We start from the raw sequence: 12,963 nt of genomic DNA, 5'->3' as shown, positions 1-12,963 counted from the left end.
CTTTCTTTGATGAGATATCTGTCTCTTGCTTCTCTCACTCTGCGCCCTCTGCGCCCTCTGCGGTTAAAGAAAAAAATATAATTCACAAACAAACAGAATTTATAATCCTCAATGAATGCAAACTCCATCCTTCAATCATACCAACACTTCGGCGTCCACCTCGGCCTCGAAAGAATTCACCAACTCCTCGAAAAACTCGACAACCCCCACAAACAAGTACCCATTATCCACGTTGCCGGTACAAATGGCAAAGGTTCTGTTTGCGCTTATCTCTCATCGGTACTCACGGCGGCAGGTTATCGAGTCGGGCGCTACACATCGCCGCACTTAATCGATTGGACAGAAAGAATTTGTATCAACCAAAAACCAATTTCTCCAATAGCATTGCAAGACTGTTTAGAAAAAGTTGTCCGCGCTGCTGAAGGTAATACGGAAACTCCGACTCAATTTGAAATCATCACCGCCGCAGCTTGGCTGTATTTCGCCGAACAAAAAGCAGATATTGCAGTGATTGAAACCGGATTGGGCGGTAGATTAGACGCGACTAATGTTTGCGAAACTCCGCTTGTGAGTGTGATTACTTCTATCAGTCTCGAACACTGGCAAATCCTCGGCCCGACTGTCGCTGATATTGCTGGGGAAAAAGCGGGAATTATTAAATCAAAGTGTCCGGTAGTTGTCGGAGAGTTGCCGGAATCTGCTAGATTAGTAGTAGAAAAACGCATTCAAGAATTAGGTTGTCCGGCTGTTTGGGTAAAACCTGCGGTGGATTTAAAAGACGGATTTGCAGAATATTATCCAAGTCCAGAAATCGGCGTTAATTCTGATTTTTCTGGTGTTAAAATAAGATATAAATTGCCATTGCTGGGACAAGTTCAATTAATGAATTCGGCGATCGCACTTGCAACTCTCCACACTCTGCAAAACCTAGGATGGCAAATCTCCCAAAGTGCGATCGCACAAGGAATCGCCCAAACCCAATGGCCGGGTAGACTTCAGCAGGTAACTTGGAACAACCGCAACATCCTGATTGACGGCGCGCACAACCCTGCTGCTGCGATCGCCCTGCGCGAATATGTAGACAATCTTACCGCTTCCCCGTCGCCGATTAACTGGGTAATCGGGATTCTCGCGACGAAAGACTGCGATGATATTTTACAAGCATTACTCAAAAAGGGCGATCGGCTTTATCTCGTTCCCGTACCCGATCAAAACTCAGCATCCCCCACAGAATTAGCCGCCATTGCTGAAAATATCTGCCCTGAATTAACTCTCACTCAAGCTTTTCCCGACTTAACAACAGCTTTAGATGCGGCTGTTACCGACGAAAACCTCACAATCCTGTGCGGTTCACTTTATCTAGTCGGCTATTTTCTGCAACAACAATCTCAAACTTAAACGCATCAGGATTGTGTTTCTTCCTCTGTAAAAATGGGAGGCCATAATTCCGAAACGGGCAATTCCCAACCGGGAAAAAGCTCTGGTACTGTTAAAATATCGCCATTTGCTAAAATAGTCGGTTCACCAGTCGATCGATAAATTGCCACTGTTTCCTCATCAGGATCGATCAGGATGCCGACAACCGCACCCAGCTCTATAAACTTCAAAACCTTAGTTTCTATAGCCTTAATGCGATCGCTCTGAGATTTGATCTCAACCACCAAATCCGGGACAAGTTCACCAAAATAACGCGGACTTTGGCGCAAGCGGGCCGCGCGCACAAACGAAACATCTGGCGCTTTGACGTTGGTATTCGGCATGATGAAACCGCCTGCGGAGTCAAACACTCTCCCCAAGCGGCGTGGATTTATCCAAGCGAAGAGAAAGGCGATGAGACGGCTACTGATTTCACTGGATACAATGTCTGATGGGCCCATAACTGAAATTTTCCCGTCTTCTAGTTCAATTGTGTAATCTAAACCCGCTTCGGAAAAAAGGGTCTGAACTTGGTTTAAATCTTTGACTGTCATCGCTGTCATAAAAGTTTTCTCCCATTATTCAGTTGAATCTTAATTCTAACATAACTCAGAATTTACAACAAATGAATAATTTAAAAGGCGACAAAACACACAATATAATATATTACAATATAATTATCGAATTAAAATAAACCAAATGACCACTACATCCAAAAAGGAACCAACCTTGGTAGATGTAATTGAGAAACTGGACAAGCTATCGACAGATGTAGATAAGCTATCGAGGGATTCCGAGAAATTTAACGATCGCTTTTCTAACTACCAGTAAGCAACTCAGTGGGTAGTACAACTTGCTTTCACTTTAATTGCTAGTGCCACTATTACAGTGATTATCACTTCGGTGCTGCGGAAGTAAGAAATTCAGGGAGAAGCCAGAAACCGGGTTTTTGACGACAATATTTCGCCACAGCCCTCAGATTATGAAAAACCCGGTTTCTTGGGCATTGATGCACATCGCACTTTTCACCTCAATCAGGGCGATTAAAGCTCGGGATAGCAGCACTTCACGCCCTTTCGATAGCTTGGAGAAGCATCCAGGGCGATCGCACGGGATTGTTCAGCGTTCCTCCTTCTGTTAAAATATCTAAACCTTTGCCATTTCCCGAATAATCTGTCACTTGACCACCCGATGATGCACCGACGCTGATGATATTGTCAAACTGAAGGGATGCTTTGCCTAAAGCTGATATTTCTTGGGGATTATTGCCAGCAGGAACGACAACAACGATGTGATTTTTGCGAGCGTATTCTAGGGCATTTTCTTCGGCTTCTGTCAGTTCGTAGCGAGAAACTATTTTGCCGCTAACATCAACTTGAGTTAGTTCAAAACTAATGTTAACAACTGCATTGAGTCGATCGGATTTTTTGGCGTTATCGACAAATTCAATTAAGGATTCTGCCCAACTGTTATTGCCACTAGCCCTACCTAACCAAATCGGTGCTTCATTGTTAATGCCGTCGATGCCTTTGCTATTATTTTGAGTGGCGGCAATTAAGCCTAAAACATGAGTTCCTTGTTCGCTGCCTTCACCGGATTGAATTAAGGGATTATCATCATTAGCAATGCGGTCTTTTCCGAGAGTAATGCGGCTGTAGTCTATGTCGAAATTATTGGCATTAAATCCTGTACTAATAATACCGACTAAGGGTTGAGATGCTTTTGAAAAAGGGAATGAGGTAGTCGTTGTGACTGGATTCGAGCCGATATTCTGTGCATAATTTGTGGGTTCTGTATTGGTTTTTTCTTGACTATTTGTGGCTATTATGCTGGTTGCATTTGGTGCGACAGGTTGAGTTATCGGAGCAACTTCTTGAATAGAAATTGCTGGCTGGCTGTTGGTAGAAATTGCTGGTTTAGCTAATTCTGGTATTGCCGTTACTGGCTTGCTATCTGTCGCAATTGATTGATTGACAGTCGAAAGTTCTTGAGGATAAATATTTGGCTTGCTTTCGTGGACTATCGGCTGAAAAGTTTTACCAGATGCTTGAGTAGAAATTGCTGGTTGTTCATCGGTTTTAGGGCTGAGAGTAACAGCAGGTTGTGGTTGATTTATCTTGGTTTCTGTCTCAACGGTTGAAATGTTTTTAGGCGCAGGTTGAGGTGCAATTGCTTGAGATTCGATTTCAACTGATTTCGTTACAGTTTTATCTGAAGCCGGTGCATCTTTTGTGGTAGTAGAAATAGGGGTTGCGATCGCCTCTTTTTCTTCTTTTATTGTCAACGGATCGATGACTGTTGGAGATGAAGTCACCGGATCGGTTTTGACAGACTCATTCGGAGTGGAAGTCAGTACGATCGCCAATTTCTCATCTTCAGCCTTCACCTCAGACACGACAGCCTTGTCTGAAACCGGCAAATCCTTGGTAGAAGTATCGATCGAATCTTGTATCGATCGAATCTTCAGCCTTCACCTCAGACACGACAGCCTTGTCTGAAACCGGCAAATCCTTGGTAGAAGTATCGATCGAATCTTCAGCCTTCACCCTCGACACGACAGTCTTGTCTGAAACCGGCATATCTTTGGAAGAAGTAGCGATCGAATCTTCAGCCTTCACCTCAGACACGACAGCCTTGTCTGAAACCGGCAAATCCTTGGTAGAAGTATCGATCGAATCTTCAGTCTTCACCTCAGACACGACAGCCTTATCTGAAACCGGCAGATCCTTGGTAGGAGTATCGATCGAATCTTCAGTCTTCACCCTCGACACGACAGCCTTGTCTGAAACCGGCAGATCCTTGGTAGAAGTATCGATCGAATTGGCGATCGCAGGTTCGTCATCTTCAGTCTTCACTGCTGGCGTTACAGTTGTATCTGAAGTAACAACCTCCGTTTTCGAGAGAGACTCAGTATTAGTTGGAGAAATTACTTTCTCTTTTGAAACACTTGCGTTATCTGAAATCGGAACATCTAAAACCGAACCAGAATCAGTATTTTTGGCAGGTTTTTCATCCTCTTTAGCAGGCTCTACCTTCGGTTCAACATAGGGTTTAGCATAAGCAATCAAAGCCTTACCAATATCAGCTTTACGCCAATCTTTCTCAGCATTAATCACAGAATCCAAATTCACCGCAGTACCCGTCGCACCCCGCACCTGAAATATCACATCATTGTAATCGCGATCGCTCCCTAAATCAACCCGCATATCCTCCATTGCAAAAGTCTTGCCACTACCAGTCACATCAGCAATTTGCCCGACATGAAATCCCTCAGCAGGATTCGCCGTCACCATTGAAAATAAAGGACGTTTATCCCCTCCAACAACAGGATTATTCAGAACCTCTTGCACAGTTCCATTTGGCACCAACATAACGCCAAACTCATCCCCCGAAGTCATTGCAAAACTCTTGACTCCCAAATAAGTTCCTTCGTTATAATTCCCTTCAGGTAAATTACCCGTAAATTTTGCACCTTCGCTCAAATCATTAATGACTACATGACCTTTTACAGAATTGCTTAATGCCCTTGAAGCCACTTCCTTGATAAATTCTGCTGAACCAGGTACAAACTTCTCCATCCCTTTTAGACTGACGATAGCTAATTGACCCTTATACAGTCCGCCGTCAAACAAGAAATCGATACCAACTTGGCCGCTAGAGTCAACAACAAATTTCCCAGATGTAAACGAATTATCGGCGACAATCTCAGATTTAGGAGTAGTTTTGCTGAGTTCTTTAGGGGTTTCAACTGCAACAGCTTGACTGTTATCCGCAACTTTTTTGTCCTTGTCTCCGCTAGTAGTTGTCGAGTTTTGTTTGTTGCTATCTTTGCCAGCTTCATCGATAGTAGCGACTGGTTTCTCCGCCGTCAATTTATCAGTAGTAGTCGCTGCTTGAATTGTGGCTGGTGATTTTGAAGTCTCAACAGTTTGAGTAGTAGTTGTCGAGTTTTGTTTGTTGCTATCTTTGCCCGCTTCATCGACAATAGCGACTGGTTTATCCGCCGTCACTTTATCAGTAGTTGCTGCTTGAATTGTGGATTCTTTTGCTTGTGAAATCAGGTTACTGTCAGTGGCCAGTGTTTCCGATTTATTTTCTTTTTCTGCTAACGCATCGATTTTTTTATCAGGGGATATTTCCTTGGCACTCTGATTGTTAGTCAAAGAGTCAGTTGTTGTCAGACTGTCAGCTTTGATGGCAATTAACGGTGCATCTTTGCTGCTTCCAGTCAGGGTATCCTTGGCATCTATGGCTGACTGGGAACCGGATAGGGCGTCGCCGCGACTCGTATTGCCACTAACTGACCTGCTTAAGCTGCTATTGAGAGGATTTGGAACAATTAATGAATCATCGGATTTGTTGCTGATTGACTCGGAAGCAGCATCTTTTGATTTCAGTAAATTAGTCGTAACTAATGGTTTATCGGGTTCGATCGCTATTTTATTGTTGCTGTCAAGCATCAAGGAACCTTCGCCGATATTTTGCTTGTTGCTGTTGCTTAAAGGGTTGAGGATAGAATTGTTGGCAGCACTTCCCGGCAAAGTGTCGGCGATTAGAACATCTTTCAGCAGAACATTAGTTTGACCTTGATTGATAGTTGTCATTGAGATTATACTCCTAATCTTGGATTAAATGAAAATTGATATAATGAAATCAAACGATCGCCCAAACGTTGAATTGGCTTCTCTACTCTAATTACGGAAGCAGCCCCAAGTTTTTACGCAAATCTCAAAACTGCTTTTTCACACGAAAGTGCGATCGCCCCCTCAACCCTAATTACGAAACCACCTCAAACTTTTTACGCAAATCTCAAAACTTTTTTCCCAAACCCCCTCAAACGTAAAGTTTTGTAACAATCTCCCCACAAATGCGTAAAAAATTGCGACTCTACCGAAAAACAACATAGAAATGCCCCAAGACTGCACAAGAATCCCCAGAGGAGTGAGGAGATTGAGATGGAGGACGAAATTGATTTACAACTCAAACAGCTAGCCGTCGAAGCTCAACAGCACCCAGCCCTTAGCCTTGAGCGACAGAAAGCATTAACCAAACTGAGAAACGCAATTTGGCTATCGGGCAAGCTTGCTTATCCCCAAAAAAGGTCATGGTCTCCTAATATTTACGAAGACCTTTATAACGAAGCACTTCTAAAAACAATTGAGTATATTTGTCTAAAAATTGACAAATACGATCCAGAAAGACCACTGATGGCCCCGGTCAATCACATATTGAAGTTGAGATTCAAAGATGCTGTTAAGCGATATATGAAAGAAAAAAATAGAACACGCGAACTACCTTCCTTAAACGACCTAGATAATTATCAGTCACCACAATCACCATTGTCCGAAGAGGCTACAATGCTGCGTGAATTGATCGAAGAAGATCCAGATGGCCATTTTAGAAGAGTGTCACTTAGATGTCGCCCGGATATTTCTTGGCAAGTTATAGCTTTAGCTAAATTGGATGGTGAAACATTGGATAGTATGTCTCAAAGGTTTGGAGTTTCTATTTCAGGTATCGACAGTTTTTTTAATCGAAACCTGCGGAGATTTGGTGATGATTTTCGTAATAAATTACAGTAGCAATTAAGCGACAACCACAGAAACTAATGATGAGTAAAATGATCGAACCAATAACTTTCACCGTACCGCTATCCTTTGAAGCCCATGACATCGCTCAACAGTGCGCTCAAAAATCCCTGCCGACAAAATTCAAACAAGTTTATCTCAATACCCTAGCAGTGTATGCAGTAGATTCTTACCTACGCTGCATGGGATTTGAAACTAACTTGGCTCATAGCGAAAGTCGCGATTCACTCATGCTCAAATTTGTAGATGTCGCCGATTTAGATATCGTCGGCGTTGGCAAAATTGAATGTCGTCCCGTATTGCCCGATTCCCAAACTTGTAACATTCCCTCCGATGCTTGGGAAAATCGCATCGGTTACGTTGCTGTACAATTAAATCAATCTTTGAAAGAAGCAACGCTACTAGGATTTACTAAAACTTCTGCAATGAGAGAAGTACCGCTCACTCAACTGCAATCCCTAGAATATTTTCTTGCCTACATGAATCGAATTCAACAACTGAATCCAGTTAATTTAATGAACTGGTTTGAGAATGTTTTTGATACGGGATGGCAAGTAATTGATGAGCTATTAAATCCCGAACAACTGGAGTGGCATTTTAGAAGTACGAACGCATTACCTATCGAGAGAGGTTATAAAATTGATTTGGGAATGCAGCTAGCACAACAGTCTGTAACACTTGCAGTCATGCTGGCACCAGAACCAGGTTCCGAAGTGGATATCCAAGTGCAAGTGTATCCGATGGGAAATCAAACTTGTTTGCCAGAAGGGTTAAAATTGATAGTGATGGATGAGTCAGAAGAGGTAGTTCTTGAGGCAACATCCAGAGATGATGACAACTTTATTCAGTTGGAATTTAGTTCTGAATTAAGAGAATTATTTGGCGTTACTGTGGCACTCGGAGAAGCTAGCGTGACGAAACATTTTCATTGGTAATCTGCCACGCATTTGTCATTCCCAGCTAGCACCTGGGAACGAAAGCAACAACTCAAGTATTGACTGCTAACCTATTGAAAATTTCACTTGGATTTTATGTCATCATTAACCTTTCAAAACTTGCGCGGTCAAAATCTCCAAGGTCGTTCTTTCAAAGGTCAAGATCTGACTAATACTGATTTCTCTTATGCAGATATCCGAGGTGCAGATTTTAGCGGAGCAACTCTCGATGGTGCTAACTTCAGTCACGCTCGCTGCGGATTAATAGTGCGATCGCAAATCAAAATATTCATAATTGTAGCACTGATATCAGCAATGTCAGGAACGGCTGCTGTAACTGCTATCAGTCAGACATTCAGATCTCTATTTGCCAAAAATATTGGGTACTCCAGTTTGATTGTAACAGCAATCATCTTATTACTGAATACTGTTCTTTTGGCTCTCACGATTCGCCAAGGAATACAAAAAGCTTTGGGGTCTTTAGCTATGGCGGCTGCAATCTTTGTACCTTGCATTGCTGTTTTAAGTGCGATCTCGAACGATAAACACCCGATACTGGCTTGGCTGAGAGGTTTTAGACCTGGGAGCTTAACTGGGGCGTTGGCTGGTGAACCGAATACCAACGATATTCCGTTTTTAATTGTAAGTTTGATCGGGGCTGTGGCTGCGACTACGATCGCAGTTGTAACTTTGCCTTTAGCTGTGGCTTTGGCTGAGGTTGTATTGGGCAGAATAGTGGCAGTTTTAGCTGTATTTGAAGCTCTGGCAATAAGTGCGATCGCCACCGGAATTATTATCAATAATTCAACCCGGTATTTAAAAGCATCTGTGTTAATTAATACTAGATTAGCTGACAACACGAACAATAAATGTTATGATTTTTTAGACCAATGTGTCGCAAATTCTTCCAATCCACCTATAGTTATTGCGATTATCATTATAGCGGTAATTTTAGCTGTAGCTTTGGTCTCATTGGGAACTTATATTGGCAACAGAGTTTTAGCTGAAGATGATAAATATGCCGTAATTCACCAATTAGCTAATGCGATTGCAGCGGCAGGCAGTACCAGCTTTCGGGGTGCTAATTTAGCCAATATTAATTTTAGTTACGCTCTTCTCAAAAACACTGATTTTAGATCTGCTAATATTTATCGTGCAATGTGGCACAAAAGCTCAAGAATTGAGTGGGCAAGAGTCGGCGAGACAATATTAATTGATCCCGCAGTTAGAGATTTGCTAGTGACCGGCAACGGCTATAATAAATCATATCAAGGCATGGATTTGAGAGGAGCAAACTTGATAGGTGTAGACCTCGGCTACGCCAAACTTCAAACAGCAGACCTCAGTCAAGCGACTTTAGAAGCTGCTAATTTAGAGTATGCAATTTTTAGTCAAGTTCAGGCGATCGGCACTGATTTCAGTAATGCGAGAATGACTGGTGCTTGCGGTTTAGGAACCTGGAATATTGACAGCACTACGAAACTAGAATGGGTAGATTGTCGGTGGGTTTACTTGCTAGAAGAACCGAAACCTGGCACTGACGATCGCGAACGCCGTCCCCACAGTGAAAAATCTCAATTTGAGATCGGAGAATTTACCAGTTTTTTTCAAGAGGTAGTCAATACAGTTGACTTAATTTTCCGTAACGGTGTTGATTGGAAAGCCTTCTACCAATCTTTCCAAAAAGTTCAGGACGATCTCAAAGGTACAGAACTAAAAATTCAGAGTATTGAAAATAAAGGCAATGGCGTTGTTGTCATCAAGGTTAGCGTACCTCCTGATACAGACAAAGAGAAGATTGAGACTGATTTCAATGGTTTCTACCAAAAAATGCTAGAATTAGCAAGAGTAAAAAATCCAATAATTCAAGAGTTCCCAGAACAGCAAAGATACTTGCTATCAGTAGTAGAGAAGATAGTAAAACCACTTTCAGAACAGGTAGTTGTCTTAAACTTAGATCGTGGTGACTTGAACCAAGGCTTTGCCGTCAGCGCTGATATTTACTGTGACGGACACCGTTTGCCAATCCAAATAGAAGGCAATTTGCCACCACAAGCCAAAATTTTAAAACGCTATCAACAGTGGGAAGAAATGTATAACATTAAAAACCAGAACAGCCGGATCAAAGGCAAAGAAGGTCAAGTCACTAACTTTTCTATAAAGAAGCTAACAACGTTAGCTGAGGATGTGGAAGCGGAAGTAAATAATTGGCTGAATTCAGCACCGTTTAACCCGATCGAGCAAAAATTGCACGACAATTTAAACTTTGATGATGAGGTGCGGGTGATTGTGCAAACTGAAGATGCCTTTCTGCGAAAACTTCCCTGGCATCGGTGGAAGTTTTTTGAAGTTGATTGCCAACAAGCAGAAGTCGCTTTAAGTCGCACAGTATCTAATAGGGTAAAGAAATTAGTCCTACCAAGAAGTAAAGTGAGAATCTTAGCAATTTTGGGTGACGATACAGGAATTAATATCGATGAAGACAAACAGGTGTTAGAGAATTTGTCAGACACAGAAATCATGTTTTTGCTCAAACCAACTCGCGAGGAATGTGAGGAATGTCTCAGAGATAAAATAGGCTGGGACATTCTCTGTTTTTCCGGTCACAGTTACAGCGAAGTAGATGGCAGCACTGGGGCAATTTATATTAATAAAACAGATAAGTTAACTGTCGAAGAACTCAGGATTTCCTTGAAAATAGCCATTGAACGTGGTTTGGAGATAGCAATTTTTAATTCTTGCGATGGCTTGGGATTGGGGAAACAGTTAGCTGACTTAGATATCCCTCAAATTATCGTGATGCGGGAACCTGTGCTAGATGCGATCGCCCAGGAGTTTTTGAGGCATTTTCTGAAAGCTTTTGCTGGTGGCGATTCTTTGTATGTTTCTGTGCGATCGGCGCGAGAAAAGTTGAAACAAAAATGGGATAAGCAATTTCCCGGTGCTAGTTGGTTGCCTGCTATTTGCCAGAATCAATCTGAGTATCCCAAGAAATGGGGAGATTTTCAAGGGAATTGTTAGCGGTATATTGAGTAAATTTAGTTTTTGTTTGAGGTGTTAATTATGTCGGCATTTGTCTGCAATTTTGTGCAACATATCCACACATCGCTTTTAAAACTCCGTTTTACAGGCGAGGGCAAGTCACTTCTACAAAGGCAAAGAATATACTTAAATACCGGATTGTATATCAGTTACCAGAAGTGCGATTCCCTGCGGTACAAGCTATGCATGGGTGCAGGATGTACCAACGCTTCCCAGGGCTTCACTTTAATTGAGTTGCTGGTTGTCATTTTTATTATTGGGATTTTATCTGCGATCGCCCTCCCTACCTTCTTCAGGTTAATCGGTAAAGCTAAAGAAAGTGAAGCCACACAATATATTAGCTATTTGAACAAACACCAAACGGCGCAATATTACGAAGCAACGGGATTTACCAACTCTTTCGGATCGCTTTCATTTTCCCAAGATCCAACAGCAACTTCTGCTGCTGCTATTTTGAAAGGTTTTGGCTTTTCTGTGCGAGAAAGCAAGAATTATTTGTATGGTATCAAAGTTGCGACTCACAATGGCTATCCAATTGCAGCTCAAGTAGCTGTGTCTAAAAATTTAGGTGTGCGATCTTATTTTGGAATTATCTACGCCCACGATAATAATATCTTAGTTCCGTGCGGCCCGGTTGCTGTTGATTTGAGTTTGGCTTCTCCGGTGCTTAAACAAGTACAGATGGTGACACAATTTCTAGCCACTCCTGAGATTTATTGTCCTTATCCTAGTTTCATAAAATAGTGCTACATTTAGTAAATGTAGTTTTTGTTAGCTAGTACCCAAATATAACTGGAGTTGAGACTAAGTCGTAGGTTGCGTCAGTCGGGGTTTTTTCGATTATCATCAAGTAGATGCAATAGATCTCTTGCAAAAATACAAAGCACCCCACCCCAACCCTCCCCTTGGTAAGGGGAGGGGGTAAGATTATTCTTGTTTCCCCCTCCGGGAGGGGGGACTTGCGGGGGGTAAATTTGACGAGAGCAAGAGTTCTAATCTGAGGCACCCTACTTTAATCAATCAAACATGAAAAATCTCGAACAATTAAGCGAAATTGCCCAGGCCGCCGCTTGGGGTGCCGCAGATATTTTACAATCCTATTATCGCCCTGATGCTAATACTCCCAACCTGGACATTCAAGAACAAAAAGACGGCCCAGTTACCGCCGCTGATGTCGCTGTCAATTCTTACATTCTCGATGAATTGCAGTCGGTTTTAGGGAATGCAGAATTTGGCTACCTGAGCGAAGAAACTTACAAATCTTATTTAGAAAGTTGTGGCAAAGTTCCTTTACCTCAATCTTGGGTTTGGATTATTGACCCTTTGGATGGAACGCGCGATTTTATTGACAAGACTGGTGAATTTGCGGTTCATATTGCTTTAGCTTTCGAGGGAAAACCGATGTTAGCGGTTGTGGCTTGGCCGTCCAAGCAAAAGATTTATTATGCCATCCGCGATGCTGGTGCTTTTGGGGAAAGTCGCGGGGGTTGTGCGGTGAAATTGCAGGTTTCTGCGCGAAATATAGTGGCAGATTTATCTATAGTAACCAGTCGCAGTCACAGGGACGATCGGCTAAATCGACTATTACACAAGTTTCCCTGCCAAAATCAACTGGCTGTGGGTAGCATCGGCTGCAAGATTGCGACGATTGTTGAACAAAAAGCTGATGTTTATATTGCTCTTTCGGGGAAGTCGGCGCCGAAGGATTGGGATTTGGCGGCGCCGGAATTGATTTTGACGGAGGCGGGCGGGCGATTTACTCGTTTTGATGGTTCTGCTTTGCAATATAACCGGGGAGATGTCAGTCAGTGGGGGGGGTTGTTGGCGAGTAACGGTTGCTGTCACGATGCTTTGTGCGGGGATGCTGAGGCGATTTTGGCGGAGATTGATTCGGGTTTGCGGTAATCACATTGGTTTGTAGTGAGGAATGCGAGTCCTCGGAATGGGTGCGGACTGAAGTCCTCACTACGAACCTGTTTTTT

General features: G+C 42.7%; 10 protein-coding genes. 7 read left to right on the top strand and 3 right to left on the bottom strand.

Annotated elements, in window-relative coordinates:
• Positions 1-111 precede the first annotated feature (111 nt).
• Positions 112-1,398 (top strand): folylpolyglutamate synthase/dihydrofolate synthase family protein, encoded by a 1,287-nt coding sequence (locus JGK16_RS17595; protein ID WP_293191522.1) that lies wholly within the window; start codon positions 112-114, stop codon positions 1,396-1,398.
• Between the two features lie 5 nt (positions 1,399-1,403).
• On the opposite strand, the gene JGK16_RS17590 is transcribed toward JGK16_RS17595, so the two are convergent.
• Positions 1,404-1,979, bottom strand: coding sequence for a Uma2 family endonuclease (locus tag JGK16_RS17590; protein WP_293182033.1), 576 nt, complete (start codon positions 1,977-1,979; stop codon positions 1,404-1,406).
• A gap of 136 nt (positions 1,980-2,115) precedes the next feature.
• On the opposite strand from JGK16_RS17590, the gene JGK16_RS17585 reads away from it, so the two are divergent.
• Positions 2,116-2,247 (top strand): hypothetical protein, encoded by a 132-nt coding sequence (locus tag JGK16_RS17585; protein WP_293182031.1) that lies wholly within the window; start codon positions 2,116-2,118, stop codon positions 2,245-2,247.
• Positions 2,248-2,482: 235 nt separating this feature from the next.
• On the opposite strand, the gene JGK16_RS17580 is transcribed toward JGK16_RS17585, so the two are convergent.
• Both JGK16_RS17580 and JGK16_RS17575 read right to left on the bottom strand, forming a co-directional pair.
• On the bottom strand, positions 2,483-3,835 hold the full coding sequence (locus tag JGK16_RS17580) for a S8 family serine peptidase (RefSeq protein WP_293203309.1): 1,353 nt from the start codon (positions 3,833-3,835) through the stop codon (positions 2,483-2,485).
• The gene (locus JGK16_RS17575; RefSeq protein ID WP_293203307.1) at positions 3,804-6,020 is read right to left on the bottom strand and encodes a DUF4114 domain-containing protein; all 2,217 of its coding nucleotides are present in this window, start codon (positions 6,018-6,020) and stop codon (positions 3,804-3,806) included. The genes JGK16_RS17580 and JGK16_RS17575 overlap by 32 nt, the downstream gene beginning before the upstream one ends.
• Before the next feature lie 351 nt (positions 6,021-6,371).
• Here JGK16_RS17575 and JGK16_RS17570 point away from each other — a divergent pair, with 351 nt between their 5' ends.
• From JGK16_RS17570 to JGK16_RS17550, 5 genes are all read left to right on the top strand, one after another.
• Positions 6,372-6,998, top strand: a complete 627-nt coding sequence (locus JGK16_RS17570; protein ID WP_293186742.1) for a hypothetical protein — start codon at positions 6,372-6,374, stop codon at positions 6,996-6,998.
• A gap of 26 nt (positions 6,999-7,024) precedes the next feature.
• Positions 7,025-7,939, top strand: a complete 915-nt coding sequence (locus JGK16_RS17565) for a DUF1822 family protein (RefSeq protein WP_293186741.1) — start codon at positions 7,025-7,027, stop codon at positions 7,937-7,939.
• Between the two features lie 96 nt (positions 7,940-8,035).
• On the top strand, positions 8,036-10,960 hold the full coding sequence (locus JGK16_RS17560; protein ID WP_293191516.1) for a pentapeptide repeat-containing protein: 2,925 nt from the start codon (positions 8,036-8,038) through the stop codon (positions 10,958-10,960).
• Between the two features lie 207 nt (positions 10,961-11,167).
• Positions 11,168-11,725 (top strand): type II secretion system protein, encoded by a 558-nt coding sequence (locus tag JGK16_RS17555; protein ID WP_293191514.1) that lies wholly within the window; start codon positions 11,168-11,170, stop codon positions 11,723-11,725.
• Between the two features lie 282 nt (positions 11,726-12,007).
• A complete protein-coding gene (locus tag JGK16_RS17550; protein ID WP_293191512.1) occupies positions 12,008-12,886 on the top strand; it encodes an inositol monophosphatase family protein in 879 nt (292 codons plus the stop codon).
• The last annotated feature ends 77 nt before the right edge of the window (positions 12,887-12,963 follow it).

Origin of the sequence: Microcoleus sp. PH2017_09_SFU_O_A (assembly GCF_020738625.1) — a bacterium.
GTDB lineage: Bacteria > Cyanobacteriota > Cyanobacteriia > Cyanobacteriales > Microcoleaceae > Microcoleus.
The sequence above is the reverse complement of the archived record's forward strand: the minus strand, read 5'-3'. Positions and strand labels throughout refer to the sequence as shown.

Excerpts from the sequence above, each read along its gene's own strand:
- JGK16_RS17595 (WP_293191522.1), top strand. The coding sequence starts at position 112 with ATGAATGCAAACTCCATCCTTCAATCATACCAACACTTCGGCGTCCAC.
- JGK16_RS17560 (WP_293191516.1), top strand. The coding sequence starts at position 8,036 with ATGTCATCATTAACCTTTCAAAACTTGCGCGGTCAAAATCTCCAAGGT.
- JGK16_RS17555 (WP_293191514.1), top strand. The coding sequence starts at position 11,168 with ATGGGTGCAGGATGTACCAACGCTTCCCAGGGCTTCACTTTAATTGAG.
- JGK16_RS17550 (WP_293191512.1), top strand. The coding sequence starts at position 12,008 with ATGAAAAATCTCGAACAATTAAGCGAAATTGCCCAGGCCGCCGCTTGG.
- JGK16_RS17570 (WP_293186742.1), top strand. The coding sequence starts at position 6,372 with ATGGAGGACGAAATTGATTTACAACTCAAACAGCTAGCCGTCGAAGCT.
- JGK16_RS17575 (WP_293203307.1), bottom strand. The coding sequence starts at position 6,020 with ATGACAACTATCAATCAAGGTCAAACTAATGTTCTGCTGAAAGATGTT.
- JGK16_RS17585 (WP_293182031.1), top strand. The coding sequence starts at position 2,116 with ATGACCACTACATCCAAAAAGGAACCAACCTTGGTAGATGTAATTGAG.
- JGK16_RS17590 (WP_293182033.1), bottom strand. The coding sequence starts at position 1,979 with ATGACAGCGATGACAGTCAAAGATTTAAACCAAGTTCAGACCCTTTTT.
- JGK16_RS17565 (WP_293186741.1), top strand. The coding sequence starts at position 7,025 with ATGATGAGTAAAATGATCGAACCAATAACTTTCACCGTACCGCTATCC.